Annotated in this window: 20 protein-coding genes; 7 read left to right on the plus strand and 13 right to left on the minus strand. The window is 66.6% G+C overall.

The window, feature by feature from the left end; all coding sequences use genetic code 11:
* Window positions 1–107: 107 nt before the first annotated feature.
* Window positions 108–824 carry a response regulator gene (locus tag A5785_RS13055; RefSeq protein WP_005204902.1) on the plus strand — a complete coding sequence of 239 codons (717 nt, stop codon included), beginning with the start codon at window positions 108–110 and terminating at the stop codon, window positions 822–824.
* Window positions 825–828: 4 nt separating this feature from the next.
* Here A5785_RS13055 and A5785_RS13060 read toward each other — a convergent pair whose 3' ends face one another.
* Genes A5785_RS13060 through mqo form a run of 6 tightly spaced genes read right to left on the minus strand, consistent with a single transcriptional unit; the run spans window position 829 to window position 8,647 of the window.
* Window positions 829–2,496, minus strand: a complete 1,668-nt coding sequence (locus tag A5785_RS13060) for a GAF domain-containing sensor histidine kinase (protein WP_005204904.1) — start codon at window positions 2,494–2,496, stop codon at window positions 829–831.
* On the minus strand, window positions 2,496–3,908 hold the full coding sequence (locus tag A5785_RS13065) for a cobyrinate a,c-diamide synthase (RefSeq protein WP_005204906.1): 1,413 nt from the start codon (window positions 3,906–3,908) through the stop codon (window positions 2,496–2,498). Before A5785_RS13065 ends, A5785_RS13060 begins: the two co-directional genes overlap by 1 nt.
* Before the next feature lie 19 nt (window positions 3,909–3,927).
* Entirely contained in the window at window positions 3,928–4,545 is a 618-nt protein-coding gene (gene cobO, locus A5785_RS13070) for a cob(I)yrinic acid a,c-diamide adenosyltransferase (RefSeq protein WP_005204908.1), read from the minus strand.
* Window positions 4,546–4,576: 31 nt separating this feature from the next.
* Entirely contained in the window at window positions 4,577–6,604 is a 2,028-nt protein-coding gene (locus tag A5785_RS13075; protein ID WP_005204910.1) for a VWA domain-containing protein, read from the minus strand.
* Window positions 6,601–7,074 carry a GNAT family N-acetyltransferase gene (locus A5785_RS13080; RefSeq protein ID WP_064866827.1) on the minus strand — a complete coding sequence of 158 codons (474 nt, stop codon included), beginning with the start codon at window positions 7,072–7,074 and terminating at the stop codon, window positions 6,601–6,603. The genes A5785_RS13075 and A5785_RS13080 overlap by 4 nt, the downstream gene beginning before the upstream one ends.
* 40 nt (window positions 7,075–7,114) lie before the next feature.
* Entirely contained in the window at window positions 7,115–8,647 is a 1,533-nt protein-coding gene (mqo, locus tag A5785_RS13085) for a malate dehydrogenase (quinone) (RefSeq protein WP_039855196.1), read from the minus strand.
* A gap of 182 nt (window positions 8,648–8,829) precedes the next feature.
* On the opposite strand from mqo, the gene A5785_RS13090 reads away from it, so the two are divergent.
* A complete protein-coding gene (locus A5785_RS13090) occupies window positions 8,830–9,903 on the plus strand; it encodes an alpha/beta hydrolase (RefSeq protein WP_442902847.1) in 1,074 nt (357 codons plus the stop codon).
* On the plus strand, window positions 9,900–11,315 hold the full coding sequence (locus tag A5785_RS13095; RefSeq protein ID WP_005204918.1) for a mycothione reductase: 1,416 nt from the start codon (window positions 9,900–9,902) through the stop codon (window positions 11,313–11,315). Before A5785_RS13090 ends, A5785_RS13095 begins: the two co-directional genes overlap by 4 nt.
* Before the next feature lie 105 nt (window positions 11,316–11,420).
* Here the strand turns inward: A5785_RS13095 and A5785_RS13100 are convergent, their stop codons facing one another.
* From A5785_RS13100 to A5785_RS13110, 3 genes are all read right to left on the minus strand, one after another.
* A complete protein-coding gene (locus tag A5785_RS13100) occupies window positions 11,421–12,257 on the minus strand; it encodes an alpha/beta fold hydrolase (protein ID WP_005204920.1) in 837 nt (278 codons plus the stop codon).
* Window positions 12,258–12,353: 96 nt separating this feature from the next.
* Window positions 12,354–13,913, minus strand: a complete 1,560-nt coding sequence (locus A5785_RS13105; protein ID WP_064866831.1) for a cobyric acid synthase — start codon at window positions 13,911–13,913, stop codon at window positions 12,354–12,356.
* Window positions 13,914–13,922: 9 nt separating this feature from the next.
* Window positions 13,923–14,318 carry a winged helix-turn-helix transcriptional regulator gene (locus A5785_RS13110; protein ID WP_049697106.1) on the minus strand — a complete coding sequence of 132 codons (396 nt, stop codon included), beginning with the start codon at window positions 14,316–14,318 and terminating at the stop codon, window positions 13,923–13,925.
* Between the two features lie 143 nt (window positions 14,319–14,461).
* Between A5785_RS13110 and A5785_RS13115 the strand changes: the two genes are divergently transcribed.
* On the plus strand, window positions 14,462–15,181 hold the full coding sequence (locus A5785_RS13115) for an SDR family oxidoreductase (RefSeq protein ID WP_005204923.1): 720 nt from the start codon (window positions 14,462–14,464) through the stop codon (window positions 15,179–15,181).
* A 28-nt stretch (window positions 15,182–15,209) separates the two neighbouring features.
* Here the strand turns inward: A5785_RS13115 and A5785_RS13120 are convergent, their stop codons facing one another.
* Genes A5785_RS13120 through A5785_RS13140 form a run of 4 tightly spaced genes read right to left on the minus strand, consistent with a single transcriptional unit; the run spans window position 15,210 to window position 18,100 of the window.
* Window positions 15,210–16,223, minus strand: a complete 1,014-nt coding sequence (locus A5785_RS13120) for a hypothetical protein (RefSeq protein WP_156528044.1) — start codon at window positions 16,221–16,223, stop codon at window positions 15,210–15,212.
* 52 nt (window positions 16,224–16,275) lie between these two features.
* Entirely contained in the window at window positions 16,276–17,139 is an 864-nt protein-coding gene (gene map, locus A5785_RS13130; protein WP_064866837.1) for a type I methionyl aminopeptidase, read from the minus strand.
* The gene (locus tag A5785_RS13135; RefSeq protein ID WP_005204928.1) at window positions 17,136–17,726 is read right to left on the minus strand and encodes a zeta toxin family protein; all 591 of its coding nucleotides are present in this window, start codon (window positions 17,724–17,726) and stop codon (window positions 17,136–17,138) included. Before A5785_RS13135 ends, map begins: the two co-directional genes overlap by 4 nt.
* Window positions 17,723–18,100 carry a TA system antitoxin ParD family protein gene (locus A5785_RS13140; protein ID WP_005204930.1) on the minus strand — a complete coding sequence of 126 codons (378 nt, stop codon included), beginning with the start codon at window positions 18,098–18,100 and terminating at the stop codon, window positions 17,723–17,725. Before A5785_RS13140 ends, A5785_RS13135 begins: the two co-directional genes overlap by 4 nt.
* A 210-nt stretch (window positions 18,101–18,310) precedes the next feature.
* On the opposite strand from A5785_RS13140, the gene A5785_RS13145 reads away from it, so the two are divergent.
* Genes A5785_RS13145 through A5785_RS13155 form a run of 3 tightly spaced genes read left to right on the plus strand, consistent with a single transcriptional unit; the run spans window position 18,311 to window position 21,188 of the window.
* Window positions 18,311–19,324 carry a heme/hemin ABC transporter substrate-binding protein gene (locus tag A5785_RS13145; RefSeq protein WP_442902848.1) on the plus strand — a complete coding sequence of 338 codons (1,014 nt, stop codon included), beginning with the start codon at window positions 18,311–18,313 and terminating at the stop codon, window positions 19,322–19,324.
* Complete coding sequence (locus tag A5785_RS13150) at window positions 19,321–20,400, plus strand: FecCD family ABC transporter permease (protein WP_064866841.1); 1,080 nt, start codon at window positions 19,321–19,323, stop codon at window positions 20,398–20,400. The genes A5785_RS13145 and A5785_RS13150 overlap by 4 nt, the downstream gene beginning before the upstream one ends.
* On the plus strand, window positions 20,394–21,188 hold the full coding sequence (locus A5785_RS13155) for a heme ABC transporter ATP-binding protein (protein WP_064866855.1): 795 nt from the start codon (window positions 20,394–20,396) through the stop codon (window positions 21,186–21,188). Before A5785_RS13150 ends, A5785_RS13155 begins: the two co-directional genes overlap by 7 nt.
* The last annotated feature ends 89 nt before the right edge of the window (window positions 21,189–21,277 follow it).

A 21,277-nucleotide genomic window follows, 5' to 3' on the forward strand; every position in this document is an offset into this window, starting at 1 on the left:
GATACCCACTCTCGCGTGTGACGCAGGGGGCGTGAGTGAGACCAAAGTCCCGAGTGGATGGGGACCGACGTCGCGTGCTCGAGTGCGACCTGCGGTAATTTCGGTGCATGCATTCCGAAGGTCAGCCGGCTCCCGCAGCGTCAGATCCCACGGCATCGGTTCCTCCCTCGCCGGACGCGTCGAGCGTTCGCGTCTTTCTCGTCGACGACCACGAGTTGGTGCGTCGAGGTCTGCGTGACCTGCTCAGCACCGCCGACGACATCGAGGTGGTCGGCGAGGCCGCATCGGTCGGCGAGGGTCGCGTCGGCATTCTCGCCGCCAAACCCGATGTCGCGGTCCTCGACGTCCGGCTCCCCGACGGCAACGGCGTCGAATTGTGCCGCGATGTGCGTGCCGCCGAACCCGAGATCCGCTGCCTCATGCTCACCAGTTACGCCGACGACGACGCACTGCTCGCCGCGGTCCTCGCGGGTGCATCCGGCTTCGTGCTCAAGCAGATCCTCGGCCATAACCTGATCGCGGCGGTGCGCACCGTCGGACGGGGCGGCTCCCTGCTCGACGACCGTTCGACCGCAGCACTGCTCGCCAAGCTGCGCGACGGGAAGAACAAGCCGTCCGACCCTCTCGCAGAACTCACCCATCAGGAGCGCGAGGTGTTCAACCTCATCGGCGACGGGCTGACGAACCGTCAGATCGCGCAGCGAATGTTCTTGGCGGAGAAGACGATCAAGAACTACGTCTCACGTATCCTCGCCAAGCTCGACATGCAACGACGCACCCAGGTCGCGGTGATGGCGACCAAGATCCGCGACGGCAAGGCCTGAGCCACTAGGCGAGCGGCACCGACCAGGTCAGCGTCGTCCCCGACGAACGGCCCGGTGCCACACGAGGATTGGTGACGACGGTGAAGGTTCCGTCGCATTCCTCTGCGCGGCGCGTGAGGTTCTCCAGGCCCCGATAGGTGACGTCGGTACCGATGCCCACCCCGTCGTCGGTGATCTCCACCGACAGCACGTCGTCGGCACTCACCGACACCGAGATGTGCTCGGCGTGTGCGTGGCGCAGCGCATTCGACAGTCCCTCGCGCAGCACGGCATCGATGTGTGGCCCCAGCGTGTCGGGGACAACCGTGTCGACGGGGCCGTCGAATTGCACACTCGGCGCGATCGGCGCGTGGACCGAGAGTTCGGACACGATGTCGAGGACACGACGCCGCAACGTCGCGGTGTCGTGGTGTCCGGAGACGGTCTGCAGGTCGAAGATCGAGGTGCGGATCTGCGCGATTGTGCGGTCGAGGTCGGTCATCACCTGTTCGAGCCGCTCGGCACGCGCGGCGTCGTCGAATCGTCCCACCGAACCGGTGCCACCTGCCGCGAGCATGGTCTGTATCGACATACCGATCGCGAACAGTCGCTGGATGACGTGGTCATGCAGGTCGCGGGCGATTCTGTGGCGGTCGGAGAGCACCTCGAGGTCGCGCGCGACCTGCTGTTGCTCCGCGTACACCATCGCCAACGACGCTACTTCGGAGACTCCGGCGAGACCCGACGCCTCCTCGGGCTCCCACACCGGCTCGTCGGCATGCGTGATCACGATCCATCCGAACGCCCCCGAGGCGCGCGCCAGCGGCTGCACCGTCGCCCAGCGGGCGCCGCGTCGGCCGAGAGCGGGCGAGAGATCGGCTATCGGCACGATCGACATCCCCGTCCCCGCCGGCGCCGAGAAGTCCGCGGGATCGATCTTGAGCGGGCCGCCGGTGTGACCGCTGAGCACGATGTCGTCGCCGCTGTCGGTCTCGTCGCTCAGGATGAGGACGTCCGTGGCACCGACCAGGTCCGCCACATCTGTACACATCCGAGACAGCGTGTCCTCCAACGCAATTCCCGAGAGCGGCTCGGAGCCACGACGCACCAGCACCTGCATCCACCGCTGCCTCGTGCGTGAGCTCTCGAACAACTGCGCATTGTCCACGGCGATTCCGGCGGCTACCGCGAGCACCGCGATCAGCGCCTCGTCGAGCGCCGAGAACTCGTCGGCGCCACGCTTCTCGGTCAGGTAGATGCGGCCGAAGTTGGAGCCGCGGATGATGATCGGAGCACCGAGGAACGTCGTCATCGGCGGATGGTTCGGCGGAAAGCCCACCGACGCAGGGTGTTTCGCCAGATCCGGGATGCGCAGGATGTTGGGGTCGTTGATCAGGACCCCGAGCACGCCCTTGCCGACCGGCAGCGACCCCATCACCGACCGCTCTTCCGGAGTGATCCCCGTGTACACGAACTCCGACAACCCTCCGTCGGGACCGCGCACACCCAACGCGCCGTAGCGAGCGTCGACGACTCCGACGGCGACCTCGACGATCCGCTGGAGGGCTTCGTCGAGATCAAGTCCTTGCCCGACAACGAGCACGGCCTCGAGCAGATCACGCAGGATCGCCGGATCGTTGACGCCGTGTTCGCGCAGGATCTCGAGCACCTGCGCAACCTTGCTCCCCGCCATCACATCTCCTTCGACTCGCAGGCGTGCACAAACCGCGCGATGGACGCCGGCACCGCCGCCGGGTGGACGTGCAGATACGACGCGTGGACATTCGACGTCGCCACGCCGTGCACACCCGGCGCGCCGTGATGGTCACGCCACGCCCACGCAGGCGAACCCGCGTCGAGTTCGACGACGCTGCGGTGGAATTCGTGACCGGTGACCCGTTCACCCGCCCGGTAGAGCGCCGAATCCGACACCGCCACGGCGTCGCGATATCCGAGGGTGAGCGAGGGGCCGAATCGGCCGACCGCATCGATGACGCCGGTCATCGGATACCCGTCGAGTTCCCGCGTGAGGTACAGCAGACCCGCGCACTCACCGTGAATGGGTCCGCCTGCGCGGTTCAGCGCCGCGATGTCTTCTCGCAGTTCATGATTGGCCGCCAGTTTGTCTGCGTGTTCCTCGGGGAATCCACCTCCGACGACGAGTCCTGCTGTGCGCTCGGGCAATCGGTCGATGAGCGGATCGAACTCGACGACCTCGGCGCCTGCCGCGCGTAACAGCTCCGCGTGCTCGGCGTACCCGAAGGTGAACGCGGCACCCGCAGCGATCGCGACGACGGGATTGCCAGAGTGGTGACCTGCGCATTGCGCGCCCCCTCCCGCGTCTGCGATGGCGTCGACCGCCGACCACGGCTCCGACAGCGTGGCGCCTCCCGATTCCGCGAGCGCGACGATCGCCTCGAGATCCAGTGCTGCGCCGACCATCTCCGACATCGCGTCGACAGCTTCGACGGCCTCGACCGACCTCTCCGCGGCGGGGATCAGCCCCAGGTGGCGAGAGGGCACCTGAAGGCGCGAGTCCCGACGCAAGACCCCGAGGACGGGCATCCCGACTCGCGCACACGCCTGTCGCAGCACCGCCTCGTGTCGCGGGGAGCCCACCCGGTTGAGCACGACACCTGCGATCCGCACCGACGGCTCGTAGCCGACGAAGCCGTGGAGCAGTGCGGCTAGCGACTGACTGTGACCCGCGGCGTCTACGACGAGAACGACCGGTGCGTTCAGCAGTGTGGCGACATGCGCGGTCGATCCCATACCGATCGGGTCCATCTCGGCGGCATCGTCGGCGGTGATCCTGCCGTCGAAGAGTCCCATGACTCCCTCGATGACCGCGATGTCGGCGTCGGCAACTCCGGCCGCGAACAGGGGCCCGATCAGGTCGGCTCCGACCAGGTTGGGATCGAGGTTGCGACCGACACGTCCCGCGGCGACCGCGTGATAGCCGGGATCGATGTAGTCGGGGCCGACCTTGAACGGCGCGACGCGACGCCCCGCCCTGCGTAGCGCGCCGATCAACCCGGTACTCACGGTGGTCTTACCGCTACCCGACGATGGCGCGGCCACGACCACTGCGGGGATCGACGTCATGTCGCCCTCGCCACGCGGCTCACCACTCGATTCCCTTCTGGCCCTTGCGTCCAGCATCCATCGGGTGTGCGACCTTGCGCATCTCGGTCACCAGGTCGGCGGCGTCGACCAGCGCGGCGGGAGCACGACGTCCGGTGATCACCACGTGTTGGCGACCGGGTCGGTCGACGAGTGTGCGCACCACCTCGTCGGTGTCGATCCATCCCCAGTCGAGGGGGTAGGTGAACTCGTCGAGCACGTAGAAATCGTGCTGCTCCTCGGCGAGACGACGGGCGATCTCGTCCCAACCGGACCGTGCAGCCGCGGCGTGGTCGTCGGCGACGTCGGCATTGGCGCGCAGCCACGACCAGCCCTGCCCCATCTTGTGCCATTCGACGGGCCCGCCGATGCCCTGTTCGTTGTGGATCTCGCCGAGCGCGGCCATCGCCGACTCTTCTCCCACACGCCATTTGGCGCTCTTGACGAACTGAAAGACCGCCACCCGCAGGCCGGCGTTCCATGCGCGCATGGCCATCCCGAACGCCGCCGTCGACTTTCCTTTGCCGTCACCGGTGTGCACGGCGAGTACCGGCTGTTGTCGACGCTGCCGCGTGGTCAACCCATCGTCGGGGACCGTCTGCGGAACACCCTGGGGCACAGTAACTCTCCTACTCTCGCGCGGATTCGGATCAGGCGGCCGACGCGCGCGACGGGCGCCGGTCGGTCACGGGAACCGACAACGCCGCCACCGACAGGTCGTCCATCCGCATCATCTGCGCTCCGAGGCGCACGGCAAGATCCGCGGCGAGTCCGAGCCGGACCACGCCCTGCTCACAATCGACGACGACACTGTCGATACCGTCGCGCCGAATTCGCTGCGCCGCAACGGATGCGCGCCCCGCAGCGTCGGGTCCCGCGGTGGCCCTGCCGTCGGTCAGCACCACGAGCAGCGGTCGACGTCGGGGCTCGGCACGGCGGGCACGCTCGATGACACGCTGTGCCTCGATCAGCCCTTCCGCCAACGGGGTTCGGCCACCGGTTCTGATGTCGGCGAGCCGTCGCACAGCGATATCGACGGATTTCGTCGGCGGCACGGCAAGTTCTGCACGCGATCCGCGCGCCACGATCACCGCGACCCGATCGCGCCGGGTGTACGAATCGCGCAGCAGGTCAACGCATAGGCGGCTCACGGCGGCCAGTCGCCTGCGTGCCGTCATCGACCCGCTCAGGTCGACGACGAACACCACCAGATTGCCCTCCTGCCCGATGCGTTGTGCCCCACGAAGATCGACCGGTGCGACCGATAACCTCTCGGGCATCGTCGATACCTCGGAGGTGGCCACCGAGCGACCTGCGGCGCGCAGCACTGTCCCGAAGAGATGAATGGGCCCACCGTGCGCGAAGTCGGTGTCGGACACGGTGTGTCCACGACGACTCCGTGCGCGTGAGCGCTTACCCGGATCGCCATCGCCGACGCCGTCGGCCCGCAGGCGACGCATGCGCACACCGGAGCTCGACGCCGCGGTGCCGAACATCTGGCCGCGCGGCGGCTGCTGCGACTGCCCGGACACTTCCTGCTCGACCGGCTCGTCACTGGAATCCTGTTGTGGGCCAGCGGGATCTGAGTCAGCGGGGGACCCGTCGAACTCCTCGCGCCGCTCGGGCGCGGGAGCACCGTCGGGCCCATCCGGGTCGGGCTCCGGCTCGTCCGGTGGACCCGCGGCGTCGTCGCCTGCCGACAGCGCGTCGTCGAGTTGCTGCTCGGACATGCCCGACTCGTCGAAGGGATCTCGTCGACGACGATGCGGCAGAGCGAGTTCGACGCCGACGCGCACATCCTCCTCGGTCACCGACGTGGCCCCGCGCAGTGCCGCGTGTGCGGCCGCGGTGCGCGCGACGACGATGTCGCCGCGTAGGCCGTCGACGTCGAGGTGTGCGCAGATGCCTGCGATGCGTCGTAGTTCTCGTTCGCTGATCTCGACGCTCCCCACGGACCCGCGCGCGGCGGCGATCCGGTCGGAGAGTACCCGCTCGTCGTCGGCGTACCGTTCGACGAAGCGATCGGGGTCGGCGTCGAAGTCCATCCGGCGTCGAACGACCTCGACACGCTCGTCGACCTCACGCGCCGCGGTGACGTCGACGGCCAGCCCGAATCGGTCGAGCAGTTGCGGACGCAGTTCTCCCTCTTCGGGATTCATCGTTCCGACGAGTACGAAGTCGGCCGCCTGGGTATGTGAGACGCCGTCGCGTTCGATGGTCACCCGTCCGCTGGCCGCGGCGTCGAGCAGCACGTCGACGAGGTGGTCGGCCAGAAGGTTGACCTCGTCGATGTAGAGCACTCCCCCGTCGGCACGGGCAAGCAGGCCAGGCGTGAACACGGCCTCGCCGTCGCGCAGTACGGCCGTCAGATCCAACGAGCCGACGACGCGATCCTCGGTGGCACCGATGGGGAGTTCGACGACCCTGCCCGCCGACGACGCGCTGACACCCTCGTGTGCCGAGCCCTCATGTGCGATCAGTGGTCCGAGTCCGCGCACGATGGTCGATTTCGCTGTCCCCTTCTCGCCGCGGATCAGCACACCACCGATACCCGGCGACACCGCACACAGGATCAACGCCAACTTCAGCCGCTCCTGCCCGACGACCGCGCTGAACGGATACCGGGCGGGTATGGCGGCGGTGCTCGCCGGAGCGGCGACAGCGTGCCTGCCGCTCATGAGCGCACGTTTCTGGCATGCCGGATCATCGAGACGTGCGGGATGCCGTCCTCCAGGTACTCCTCGCTGTCGACGACGAAACCGAACTTCGCGTACATGTCGATGAGATAGCTCTGCGCCTCGATACGGCACGGATGCTCACCGACCTCGGCGAGCGCTGTCTCGATGAGACGCGCGGTCATGCCCTCGCCTCTGCGAGAACGGTCGGTGCACACGCGCCCGATCCGATACAGCTCGCCGTCACCGGGCGCCCCGGAATCCTCCAGGAGCCGCAACGTCGCGACCACACGCCCCTCGTCGTCGGACACCCAGAGCTGGCGGGTGGCGGGTTCGAGATCCCGACCGTCGAGCTCCGGGTACGGACAGGACTGCTCGACGACGAAGACGTCGACGCGCAATCGCAGGATGTTGTACAGCGTCTCGACGTCGAGGTCGGCCGTGTAACTGCGATGAAGCTGCCCAGAGGTCATGGTGTCGTGACTATCACACCGACAGCACGCACGTCACAACTCAGCCTGCCGGCGCGGGCTCGACGTCGGCGTCGGCCGGAGCATCGACGGTATTGCGACGCAGTTCGAGACTGTTGCTGGTCCAATCCCAGACCTGGTGGAACAGGTCGGCGTTGTCGGAGAGCTTCTTGCCGAACGACGGGATCATCTCGGTGAGCTTCGGCGTCCAGCGCTCGAAGTCGGCCGGGAAGCACTGCTCGAGCACCGAGAGCATCGCCGGAACCGCCGTCGACGCACCGGGCGACGCGCCGAGCAAACCAGCGAGCGTGCCGTCTCCGGCAGCGACGACTGCCGTGCCGAACTCGAGCTTTCCGCCGACACCATCTTTGTTCTTACGGATAACCTGCACGCGCTGACCTGCGGTGATCAGCTCCCAGTCGTCGCCGATGGCGCGGGGCACGAACTCCCGCAGGGTGTCGACGCGGTCGGCGGAGCTCGCGGCGAGCTCGCCGATGAGGTACTTGAGCAGACCGAATTCCTGCGGTGCGATCGAGAGCATCGGCAGCACGTTGCCGGGCTTGACGGTGCTCAGCAGGTCCGTCATCTTGCCGCTCTTGAGGAACTTCGGCGACCATCCGGCGTACGGCCCGAACAGCAGACCCTGGCGATGGTTGATGACACGGGTGTCGAGGTGCGGCACCGACATCGGCGGCGCGCCGACGGCAGCCTGGCCGTACACCTTGGCGTGGTGCTCTTCGATGAGCTCGGGATTGTTGCAGCGGAAGAACTCGCCCGAGACCGGGAAGCCGCCGAAGCCCTTGGCTTCCTTGATGCCGGACTTCTGGAGCAGGTGCAGCGCACCGCCGCCCGCGCCGACGAACACGAACTTGGCGTGCACGGTCCACTTCTCGCCGGTACGGACGTTGCGTACCTTGACGATCCAGCTTCCGTCGGACTGCTTGCTCAGGTTGGTCACGGAGTGACCGAAGTAGATGTCGCCACCCTTGCCCACAAAGTTGAGGAGCTTCTGGGTGAGCGAACCGAAGTCGACGTCGGTGCCCTCGGTGAACCAGTTCAACGCGACCGGATCGGAGAAGTCACGACCCTGCGACATCAGTGGGAGTCGCGCGCTGAACTCGCCCGGATCGGTGATGTACTCCATGCCCTCGAAGAGAACCTCCTTCGAGAGCGCGTCGTAGCGCTTGCGGAGGTAGTCGACGCCCGCGTCGCCGTGAGTGAAGCTCACGTGCGGAATCGGATTGATGAACTCCGAAGGGCGGGAGATGATGTCGTTGTCGACCGCGTAGGCCCAGAACTGTCGAGAGACCTGGAACTGCTCGTTGATGGCGATCGCCTTGGTGATGTCGACGCCACCGTCTGCGGTCTTCGGGGTGTAGTTGAGCTCGCACAACGCCGAGTGGCCGGTGCCCGCGTTGTTCCACGGGTCACTGCTCTCTCCGGCCGCGGCATCGAGCCGTTCGAAGAGGCTGATCGTCCAGTCAGGCTGCACCTGCCGCAGCAGCGCACCGAGGGTGGCACTCATGATGCCGGCGCCCACGAGCGCAACGTCCGTCTTGATCACCGATTCAGACAACTCGGACCCCACTTCAGACTCCACTCGACAACACTGTCTTGTGTTGCGGAGGACGAATCCTCGTCCACGTCGACCATTGTTCCCCATGAGTGTGTGTGCGCCCGAATCGCCTCCGCCAAGTGTGGGCCGGATGACACTTGCGTGCGCGCGTCGCACGCGCCTTTACAGTGGAAATCGTGACTGTGTCCCCAGAGTCGGCCGCTCGGCAGTCGACCTCCTCGGTGCAAGACGATTCCGCTGACCGCGATTCCGGTTGGCAACCCGACGGTTTCCTCGACCACTACGAGGTGCGGACGTTTGACCTCGGTCCCGACCCGGACGGCGAGGGTTCCATCACCGCGACCCTGGTTCGCAAGCCGACCGCCCCGGCGGCCGCAACCAAGGGCGCCGTCCTCTACGTCCACGGATTCACCGACTACTTCTTTCACGAGCCCCTCGCCGATCACTTCCACGACCGCGGGTACGCGTTCTACGCGCTGGATCTACGCAAATGTGGACGGTCCCTGCTCGACGGGCAGACTCCGCATTTCGTCCGCGACCTCGCGGCCTACGACCTCGAGCTCGGACTCGCACTCGACGCCATCGCCGACGACTTCACCCCTGACACGCCGGTCCTGGTCGCCGCGCACTCGACAGGCGGGTTGATCACCCCGCTGTGGCTCGATCGGCTCCGCGCCACATCGCCCGAGCGCCACGCACGCGTGTCCGGGCAGCTGCTCAACAGTCCGTGGCTCGACCTGCAGGGCAAGCCCGTGCTGCGCACCTACCCGGTGACAATGCTCATCAAAACCCTTGCAGCCGTGCGGCCGTTCGAGACACTCACCCGCGAACTCTCGGCGGCGTACGGAGAGAGCCTGCATGTCGACTCCCACGGAGAGTGGGCATACGACCTCACGAAGAAGCCACTCGGCGGCTTCCCTGTCACGTTCGGATTCCTCAACGCGGTCCGCTCGGGTCAACGCCACCTTCATCACGGCATCGACGTCGGAGTGCCGACGCTCGTATTGCGCTCGGACGCAACGAAGTTCGCCAAGAAGTATTCACCCGCCGTCGATGCGGCCGACGTCGTTCTCGACGTCACGCAGATCGCGCAGTGGAGCGGCAGCCTCGGCGGTCACGTCACGATCGCCCCCATCGCCGGTGCACGCCACGACGTGTTTCTGTCCGTCGAGTCGGCGCGCACACAGGCCTACACCGAGGTCGATCGGTGGCTCGACACCATCGTCGACCCCTCTCCCGCGAGGAGCGCATCGTGACCGCATCACACGACACCCGATCAGCCACGCAGACAGTCGATCTCGCCATCATCGGGAGCGGAAGCGGTAACTCGATTCCCGACGACCGCTTCGCCGAGAAGCAGATTGCCATCTTCGAGGAGGGCATCTACGGCGGCACCTGCCTCAATGTCGGGTGCATCCCGACGAAGATGTTCGTCTACCCCGCAGAGATCGCCGACATCGCCTCCGACGGTGACCGTTTCGGCGTTCATTCCCGGGTCGAGGGCGTCGACTGGCCGGCGATTCGCGACAGGGTGTTCGGGCGGATCGATCCCATCTCGACCGGCGGGCTGCAGTACCGCGAACTCGAATGCGACAACATCACCGTGTACGACTCGCACGTCGAATTCGACGGCCGCGACGACGACGGGCTGTACCGACTCGTGACCGCCGACGCGTTGGTACTCGCCCGCGAGGTGGTGATCGCGGCGGGTTCACGTCCGGTGATACCGGCGGGCATCACCGAGTCGGGCGTCACCTACCACACGAACAACGACGTGATGCGACTCCCCGACCTTCCGCGACGCATGATCATCCTCGGAAGTGGTTACATCGCAGCCGAATTCGCGCACGTCTTCGGCTCGCTCGGCACACAGGTCACGATCCTGGCGCGCGGTCCGAGGCTGCTCCGCAAACTCGACGCCGAGCTGTCGACACGGTTCACCGACATCGCGAGCGCCAAGTGGGACGTTCGGCTCGAGCGCGACCTGGTCTCGGCCGAGAATCTTGCAGACGGCGGGGTCCGACTCACCCTCGGCGACGACGAGATCGTCGAAGCCGACGTCCTTCTCGTGGCGACCGGGCGAGTATCCAACGGAGACCGACTCGGCATCGAGACGATCGGCCTCGACCTGACCGACGACGGTCGGGTCGACGTGGATTCGCACGGTCGTACCGGTGCGCGTGGGGTGTGGGCACTCGGCGACGTGAGTTCGCCGTTCCAGCTCAAGCATGTGGCCAATCACGAGGAACGCGTGGTGGCCACCAATCTGCTCAAGGGTTGGGACGCACCAGATCTCGACACCTTCCAGCACGACGTGGTGCCCGCGGCTGTGTTCACCCACCCGCAGGTTGCGGCGGTGGGCATGACCGAGTTCGAAGCACGCGACGGCGGCCACAACATCGCGGTCAAGGTGCAGGAGTTCGGCGACGTCGCATACGGCTGGGCGATGGAGGACACGACCAGCGCATGCAAGGTCATCGCCGACCGCGCGACCCACCGCTTGCTCGGAGTCCACATCATCGGCCCACAGGCGCCGACGCTCATCCAGCCTGCGATCCAGGCGATGAGCTTCGGCCTCGGCGTCGAAGAGATGGCGCGCGGTCAGTACTGGATTCACCCGGCCATGCCGGAGGTTCTGGAGAACGCGCTGCTCGGCTTGGAGTTCTGAGGCGAGAAAATCTCGTCAGAACACCACCGAGCGCAGCGAGGTTTGTCAGAACACCACCGAGCGCAGCGAGGTTTGTCAGAACACCACCGAGCGCAGCGAGGTTTGTCAGAACACCGCCGAGCGCAGCGCGATCTCGCTGGCCAACTCCTTCGCGGCCTTCTGCGGAATCCAGTGGTCGATGCCGGGCAGTTCACAGAACCGGTAGTCGCCGTAGACGTAGCGGCCACTCCCCTGCGCCTGCGCCCGGCCGAGGGCGGTGTCGCCGTCGCTCCACACCAAGGTGGTGGGGATCTCGATCGGCGGGCACGAGAGCGTCGCGGCGACGTCGCCGGTGAAATTGGCGCGATACCAGTTGAGTCCCGCCGTGAGCGCCCCCGGTTCGAGCAGCGGTGCCAGTTCTTCGGCCGTCACACCTGCGCGACGCAGCAGCACCCCGTCACGCGCCAGGAGCATCTCCTCGGCACCCTCGGCGATGAAATCCTTGATGTACGCCGACTTCTCGCGCTGATCGTCGACGGCGTCCGGGTCTTTGATCGCATCACGCATCGCCGACGGATGGCCCGTGCTCGCCACGACCAGGCCGGTGAACCGGTCGGGGTGCTTACCTGCGAGGTGCCAGGCGACGATTCCACCCCAGTCGTGACCGACGAGAATCGCGTACGGCACGTCGAGCGCATCGAGTACGCCGAGTGCGTCGTCGACGAGTGCCTCGAGCCGGTAGGCCTCGACCCCCTCGGGACGCGCCCCCGGGCTGTAGCCGCGCTGGTCGACCTGGATGGTGCGCAGACCGGACTCGTGCAGGCGGTCGGCGACGTCGTCGTAGCAGGAGCTGTTCACCGGGAACCCGTGCAACAGCAGCACCCAGGGGCCGCGGTCAGGACCGCCGACGCGAACGTCGAAGGTCAGGTCGCCGACTGTGATCTCGCGCCGCTCAGTTTCCACTCCACCAACCCTAGCGGCGGGATCGCCGCTGAATCAGCGGGTTGAGCCGGGTCACAGGTTGCAAATCTCACTACTCACCGATGCGTCGGCAACCACTCACCGGTTCTCGCCCAGGTAGTGGGCTATCGTCGGCGCCCGTCGCGGTGCGCCGCTGCCGATGATGTCGCAGATCGCGGCCATGTCGAGGTGTGCTGTCACCAGGTCTGCCATCAGATCGAGTTGCCTGCCCCGGATCGCGGCGATGTCGGTGTCACCTGCCGGTTCAAAGTGTTTACCCGCGACGGCAGCGACCTCACGCAGGTAGTGGCGCCTGAACTCGTTCGACGCCAGCAGTCCGTGCCAGTGCGTGCCCCTTATCGCGTCCCGGCGGGCACCCTCCGGACCCTGCTCGTCGTCGTCTATCCACGACGCTTCCGACGAGTCGACGACCCTACCGTGGTGGATCTCGTACCCGGTGACCTCGACGCCGTCGACGACGCCGGTCGTCGTGCGCAGCACCTTCTCCGGCTCGAATCGCACGTCGACGTCGAGCAGACCGAGACCGTCGACAACGGCCCCACCAGAGGATTCGACCGAGTCGACGATCCGTCTGCCCAACATCTGGAAGCCACCGCAGATACCGAGGATCGCGCCGTGCCGCGCCGCGCGTTCAGTCAACGCGACGTCGAGGCCGCGTTCACGAAGCCACGCGAGATCGGCCACGGTTGCACGGGTTCCCGGCACGACGACCAGGTCTGCGGCGCGTACCGACGCCGGGTCGGCGACCCAGGTGACATCGACACCCGGCTCGCAGGCGAGTGCCTCGACGTCGGTGGAGTTCGAGATACGTGGCAACCGGATGGCTGCCACCGACAGCCGCTCGGACGCGCCCTTGCCTGTTCTGAACGCACCGGCAGCTTCTGGCGGGCCGACACGGCGCCCCACCGGCGCGGCCAGCGAGTCCTCCGCGTCGATCCACAGGTCGTCGACATACGGGAGCACGCCGAGGGTCGGGCGACCGGTCAGCGCGCCGAGGGTGTGCAGGCCGGGGTCGAGGATCGTCTGGTCGCCGCGGAACTTGTTGATGACGTACCCGGCGACCAACGCCTGGTCGTCGGGATCAAGGATCGCGGTGGTGCCGAACAGGTGCGCGAGCGATCCACCGCGGTCGATATCGGAGACGAGGATCACCGGAAGGTCTGCCGATCGCGCCAAACCCATGTTGGCGATGTCGGAGGCGCGGAGGTTGATCTCGGCGACCGATCCTGCGCCTTCGCAGATGACGACGTCGAATTCTGCACGCAGAGAGGCGAGTTCGTCGGCGACCACCTCGCGCAGCTCCGCCCGTCTCGTGAGGTAGTCCCGTGCACCCACATCGCCCGCGGGCCTGCCGCGGACCACGACGTGCGAACGTCGGTCGCTGCCGGGCTTCAGCAGCACCGGGTTGAATCGTGTCGACGGTGCGAGTCCGCACGCTGTGGCCTGTAACGCCTGCGCACGACCGATCTCACCGCCATCGAGCGTGACGACCGAATTGTTGGACATGTTCTGCGCCTTGAACGGCGCGACCCGCACACCCTCGCGCACGAGCGCCCGACACAATCCGGCGACGACGAGGCTCTTACCCGCGTCAGAACTCGTACCCCCGACGAGAAGCGCTCCGCGTAACTCCGTCACCGGCTCACCCTATCGGGGTGCTCCATCGGCACGCGTCGGAGCGAGATCGCCGTCGTCGAAGCGTCGATGCGCGTCCTCGACGTCGGGCACGTGATCCTCCGCCCACGCCCGCACCGCGGCCAGCGGCACCAACAATGACCGTCCGAGATCGGTGAGTTGGTACTCCACGTGCGGCGGCTGGCCACCGAGGTCGAGGCGGTCGACGAGTCCGTCGTAGTGCAGGGCCCGCAGCGTCTCCGTCAGCACCTTCGGGGTGATGCCCTCGATATGCGCCTTGAGCGCACTGAAGCGCATCGGGCCGTCGGAGAGCGCGGTGATGACGAACACCGTCCACCGCGCCCCGATCCGGTGCAGCACAACCCGACTCGGACACGTCGCCGCCATCACGTCGTACGCCTTGGCCATCTCTTTCCTCTCACCGCAGTTCGCGCTCCCGGCACCGCTAGACGCCTCGATCTGCGCTGGTCGTCGACGATTTCGTTGAAGATACCGGTATCAAATCCATACCGTTGTCGGTGTTCAGCTTACCGATCTGAAGGGACCACGCCATGAGCGCACAACTGTCCGGAACCACCGTCCTCGTCGTCGGCGGTGCCAAGAACCTCGGTCTGGCGATCGCACGCCGAGCCGACGCCGCCGGAGCGTCGGTGATCATCGGCGCGCGTGACATCGATTCCGCCGAGAAGGCGGCTGCAGAGCTGCGCGACGCACGCGGGATCGCGTTGGACGTCACCGACGAACAGTCGATCGCCGCAGCCGCCGCCGAACTCGGGGCCGTCGACCACATCGTGAGTACCGCAGCGGCACATCACAATGTGCCCGTCGCCGAACTCGATCACGATGCGACGGCCAGGGCGTTCGACGCCAAAGTGATCGGACCGATGTTACTGGCCAAGCATTTTGCGCCGCAGATACCGCCGAGCGGATCGATCACCCTGTTCTCCGGTGTTGCCGCATGGAAGCCCGCGCCGGGCTACTCGGTCATGGGCATCACGAACGGAGCGGTCTCGTTCGCGGTCAGCCATCTGGCCAATGAACTGAAACCCATTCGCGTGAACGCGATCTCGCCCGGAATCATCGACTCCGGAACCTGGGACGCGATGCCCGACGCCGACCGAAGCGCGTTCTTCGACGGCGTCGCGGGAGGCAATCTCGCCGGGCGCGTCGGCACCGTCGACGACATCGTCGACGCCGCCGAATGGTTGCTCACCGCAGGATTCGTCTCCGGGGAGACCATCCACGTCGAAGGCGGGGCGCGCAGCGCCTGATCGGCGCACACCAGCGTCCCACACGCAGTCAGTGGGCGTCGGCGATGATCGAGCGCTGCTTGTTGAACATCGTCGCGAGGTTTCCGGTGGTTTCCGAACTCGTTGTCGACGCGGTGGAGGTGTCGAACACGTCGTACTGCTCGATGAACACCACACCGCGCTCGACGCCGATCACCATCGCCGAAGCAAACTTGAGTGTGGACTGAACATCGTCGGCCGAGCTTGTGATGGTCATCGCATGGTAGGAACCGTTGATGCCGGAGATCGTCAGTGGTGTGACGTTGATGTGGACTTCCGTGCTGGTACCGAAGCCCGTCACCGTCGCCGTGAAGGTCTCGCAGGTGCTCATGAGTTGCTCGAGGTCGGACGTCAACTGGGGATCCGCAGACTTCTCGACTGATGCCGAGTAGCTGGCCAACGACCCTGACGCGAGATCGCCGAGTGTCTGCATCCGCGCGGCACCGTCGCCACTGGCGGAACTACCGTAGGCCAATCGTTTGCATTCCGGCTTGTCCACGGTGAGCGAGTAGTCGGTTTTGTCCTTCTCGCCTGACTCGCCATTCGAATCGGCGAAAGTGCCTCCCGCAGCGGGGAAATCGGACTGAGGTAGGAGCAACGCGGCGGCTGTGGCCGTCGGCATCGGCTTCCCGCGCTCGCCGCCGAGTGTGAATACCAAAACCACAGCAACGATCATCACCACGACGATCACCGCAACCGCGCCGGCCGCGATCCACCATCCCTTCCCCGTCCGACGCTGCGGCCCGGGCGGAGTGCCGCCCTGCTGCGGGGCGTACGGATTGCCGGGCTGGCCGGGGTACCCGGGATAGCCCGCAACGGTCGCGCCGAAGGGGGTTTGAGCGTTCTGGGGATGACCGAACTGGGGTTGGCTGTGTTGCGGCTGGCCGTACGGGGTTTGACCGAACTGGCGATGGCCGTATTGCGGCTGGCCGTATGGGGTTTGGCCGTATTGCGGTTGACCGTATTGCGGTTGACCATCCTGCGGTGGACCGTATTGCGGTTGACCGCATGGGGGCTGGCCCACGTCTCGACTCCTCACACCATCACAAGCGCCATCGCCTGATCCGGGCGAAACACTACGCGTCGGGAATCGTCAGAACCTCGGCGCCGTCGTCGGTGACGACGAGCGTGTGCTCGAACTGTGCGGTCCACTTCTTGTCTGCGGTGACGACGGTCCAGCCGTCGTCCCACATCTCCCACGGCAGGCCGCCGAGGTTGATCATCGGTTCGATCGTGAACACCATGCCGGGTTCGATCACGGTGTCGACGTTGGGCTGGTCGTAGTGCAGCACGACGAGCCCGTTGTGGAACGTCTCGCCGATCCCGTGTCCGGTGAAATCACGAACGACGATGTAGCCGAACCTGTTGGCGTAGGCCTCGATCACCCGTCCGATGACGTTGAGCTCGCGACCGGGCTTGACCGCCTTGATCGCTCGCTCGGTGGCGATTCTGGTGCGCTCCACCAGATCCCGCACCTCCTGCGAGACATCGCCCGCCAGGAACGTCGCATTGGTGTCGCCGTGCGCGCCGTCGATGTACGCGGTCACGTCGATGTTCACGATGTCGCCGTCTTCGATGACCGTCGAATCGGGGATGCCGTGACAGATGACCTCGTTGAGAGATGTGCAGCACGACTTGGGAAAGTCTTTGTAGCCCAACGTCGATGGGTATGCACCGTGGTCGATCATGTACTCGTGTGCAATTCGGTCGAGTTCGTCGGTCGTGACACCGGGGGCCACAGCCTTGCCCGCCTCGGCGAGCGCGTTGGCGGCGATCTTCGACGCCACACGAACCTTCTCGATGACCTCGTGGCTCTGCACCCACGGCTCGTGGCCCTCGTTGACGGTCGGCTTCCACACATATTCGGGACGCTCGATGGAGTCGGGCACCTGACGGAGGGGTGTCGGCTTTCCTGGTCGAAGAGCAGTGCGCACGGTCATACCTCCAGACTAGGCTCCGTGATCTCGACCAGTTCGTGGGGCGCCCACGACGGCCACTGCGCGGTGCCCGCGTGGTCGCCGTCGACGAAGCGCGCGACGATCCGCGTGATGTCGGGAGCCGAGTTGTCGTACACGGTCGCGTGATCGACCATGCCGATCGCGGCAGACACCAGAGCCCACAGCCGCGTATACCTGCCGCGGATCTTGTCCTCCGGCACGAAATGCCCGCCTTCGACGACCCGTTCGGCGACACGTGCCACCGACAGATCGACGGGAACGAGTACGACGTGGAGGACCACGACGTAGCCCGATCGTCGCGCACGGGTGATCAGGTGCAGCTTCGACGGATGAGAGAAGACGGTCTCGGCGACGAACGACTCGCCCTGCTCGATCAGCGTCTCGCGGATCGTCGAGGCGATCCGGGCTGCCTCATAGGAGTGCGCCTCGGGGGCGTCGGGCCAGCGCTCGCGGGCGATCACGTCGGCATTGACGAACACGCTGCCCGGTAGGAGCGGCGCGAGGCGCTGCTCGACGAACGTCGTCTTACCAGCACCGTTCGGCCCGACGACGAGGTCGAGCCGCTTCACAGAACGATCTGCGTACCGTCAGGCAGATGCTTCACGACGCGGCCCTGGTCGTCGAGTGCGACCGTCGCGAGACCGCGAGCCGCACGATCGGCGACGTGATTGCCGGTGGCGAGCGACTCCTCGAGCGATGCGGCGATCTCCGCGTTGAACACCGCCCCCTCCTCGATCGACAGATCGCCGAGCGGGAGCCGTCCGGCGAGTGCGGCCTCGACTCGACGGCGGGCGACCTGCCGCTGGTCGGACACCTCACGACCGACCCGCACCCAGTGCTCGAGTTGCTGTCGCGCAGAGCGCTGTTCGCGTCGACCCTCCGACGCCGCGGCGTCGACGAGCTCCGACGAGAAACGAGTTACCTTGTCGGCGACGTTCGCCATGTCTCCTCCTGACCTCGAAGTCTCGTCCTGACCACGAACCTCTACCCAGTGTAGCAATCTGCTACGGCCAGAGCTGGTCGAGAGCCAGATCCGTCGGACGCCCCAGTCGATGCGACGACTAAGGTGAGACTAAGCCGACGCATTGCCCCAGGTGGCACGAATGACATGTCGGGGAAAGCGGGAGGTCGCGGGCGATTGAGGTCTTCACGGGTGCTCGCGGTGTTGCTGGGAGCGCTGGTCGCGCTTGTCGCGGGATGTAGCACCGCACCCATCCAACAGTCGACGAGCAGTTCGGTTGCCGCGACCGCACATCTGCGCAACGGACCGTCGACGGCGACGCTTCCCGACCCCGACGTCGTGCCGGTCACCACGACCCCGGCGATCACGCTGCCGACGACTGTCGACTCCGTCGGACACGGCACGGTTACGGTCGCCGACACCAGCCGCATCATCGCGATCGATCGCAACGGAACGCTTGCCAACACCGTGTTCTCGCTCGGTCTCGGATCGCGGGTGGTCGGCCGCGACACGTCGACGACGTTCCCGTCAGCGTCGAAACTCCCCCTCGTCACGACCAACGGACACACGCTCAGCGCCGAGGCGGTTCTCGCGCTGAACCCCACGGTGGTGCTCGTCGACGAGGACACGACACCGCCCGGCGCCGTCGATCAGATTCGTAACTCCGGTATCCCGGTTGTCGCGTTCACCTCCACCCGAACGATTGCCACCACTCCCGCCCTCATCCGCGACGTCGCCGCCGCCCTCGGTGTTCGGCAGGCCGGTGAGCAACTCGTCGCGCAGACCGAGAAGGAGATCGCCGACGCCCGAGCAGCCGTGCCCAATCCGTCGGGCAATCCGCGCATGGCGTTCCTCTACATCCGCGGCCCACGGCTGGTGCTGATGTCCGGACCGCGATCGGGGGCCGATGATCTGATCGCAGCGCTCGGCGGCACCGACGCCGGAACCGCGTCGGGGCTCAAGCCCGGGTTCACCCAGGTCACCACCGAGGCCCTGCTCACCGCGAACCCCGATGTGATCCTCGTGATGACCCAGGGCGCCGAGTCGGTCGGCGGGCTCGACGGCGTCCTCGCGCTCCCCGGTGTCTCGCAGACCAGCGCGGGCAAAGCGCGTCGTGTGGTGCAGATGGACGAAACCGAGATGCTCTCGTTCGGACCCGACACCGGGAAGGTGCTCGGCGCACTAGCCCGGGCCATCTACGTATGACCGTGCAGCGCTCACCATCGCGATCGCGACATCTCACCACCCACGGCGGCCGCGCATCCGGCGTCGTCGTCATCGTGGCGCTCCTGGTGTTGACCGTTCTGGTGGTGATCACCTCGGCGGCCGTCGGGCAGGTCAGCGTGTCACCCGTCGAAGTCCTCGGCAGCCTCGCACACCACCTTCACCTGTCGATCGGACCGCTTCCGGCCGACATCGGTGAGTACACACTGTGGAACGTTCGCTTCCCCCGAATTGTCATGGGCCTCATCGTCGGTGCCGCGCTCGGTGCAGGCGGGTGCCTCATGCAGGGCGTCCTGGCAAACCCACTCGCCGAACCCGGCGTCGTCGGAGTGTCGTCGGGAGCCGCCGTCGGCGCGGCACTGATGATCGTCGTCGGAGGCGTCGGCGTGAACGGGTGGGCACTCGCCGCTGTCGCGTTCGTCTTCGCGCTCGCCACCTCCGCAGCGGTGTACGTACTCTCGCTGCGCGACGGCTCGTCGTCGCCGATCATGTTGGTGCTCACCGGGATCGCCGTCAACGCTTTCGCCCTGGGCATCATCGCCTACCTCACGTTCATCGCGTCGACGACGGCCCGCGAGCAGATCGTGTTCTGGCAACTCGGCTCACTCGAGGGCATCGGTTGGGGGCCGGTGTGGGTCGCGCTGCCACTCGTCGTGGCGGCCGTTGCGGCGTCGTTTCTGTTGGTGCACAAGCTCGATCTACTCGCTCTCGGCGAGGTGCAGGCCGCGTCGCTCGGCGTGAACGTCGAGGTGGTGCGTCGGCAGGTCATCGTCCTGGTTGCCATCCTCACGGCGGCCGCCGTCGCGTTCACCGGCATCGTGATGTTCGTCGGACTGATCGTGCCGCACCTCATGCGGCTGATCGTCGGACCCCGACATTCGATCCTGTTGCCCACCAGCGTCATCGGCGGCGCACTGGTCCTCGCCGCCGCCGACCTCGCGGCCCGGACCGTCATGCCTCCCGCGAGCCTGCCGCTCGGCCTGTTCACCTCGATCGTCGGCGGGCCCGTCTTCTTCCTGCTTCTGCGGCGCAGTCGAAATGCCGGAGCCGGCTGGTGAGCGCTGACACCCCGACACCGGCCGGGCTGCGCGGCGAGCACATCGACGTCGAACTCGGCGGGCGAACCGTGGTCCGCGACGTCACGCTGGAGGTCGCACCGGGCGAGCTCGTCGTACTGGTCGGACCCAACGGATGCGGTAAGTCGACGCTGCTGTCGGTGATGGCGGGTCTGCGAACTCCACAGGCGGGCCGTGTGACGGTCGGCGGCGTCGACATCGCCGGAATGCACGCACGGGATCTGGCGCGGGCACGCTCGCTGGTGACCCAGCAGAATCGTCCGGATACTCCGTTCACGGTCGCGGAGGTCGTCGAAATGGGTCGGTACCCGTGGCTGCGTACTCCGCAGGCCGCCGACTCACCGCGGATCATCGCCGAGTCGATGCGCCTGTGCCATCTCGACGACATCGCCGAGCGCCCATTCGGACAGCTCTCCGGAGGCCAGCAGGCGCGCGTCTCGCTGGGTCGTGCACTCGCACAATCGACCCCGATCATGCTCCTCGACGAACCGACCGCGGCCCTCGACATCCACCATCAAGAGGGCGTCCTCGACATCTTGCGCAGCCACCGCGACAACGGCGCCGCCATTCTGCTTGTGGTCCACGACCTTTCACTCGCCGCCGCCTACGCCGACCGCGTGGCCCTGATGAAGGAAGGCCACCTGCTGGCCGTCGGCTCGGTGCGCGAGGTGATGACCGCGGACCGACTATCGGAGACCTACGACCACCCCGTCGAGATCTGGGACCACCCCGAGACCGGCCAACCGGTGATCATCCCGCGGCGCCGCTGAGCGCGGGTACCCACTGGGCGCTCAGAAGCGCACAGTCGGCGTGCTCGAGCTGTCTCTTATACACATCTGACGCTGCCGACGATCGCATA

Source organism: Gordonia sp. 852002-50395_SCH5434458 (genome assembly GCF_001665905.1).
GTDB classification, from domain to species: domain Bacteria; phylum Actinomycetota; class Actinomycetes; order Mycobacteriales; family Mycobacteriaceae; genus Gordonia; species Gordonia jacobaea.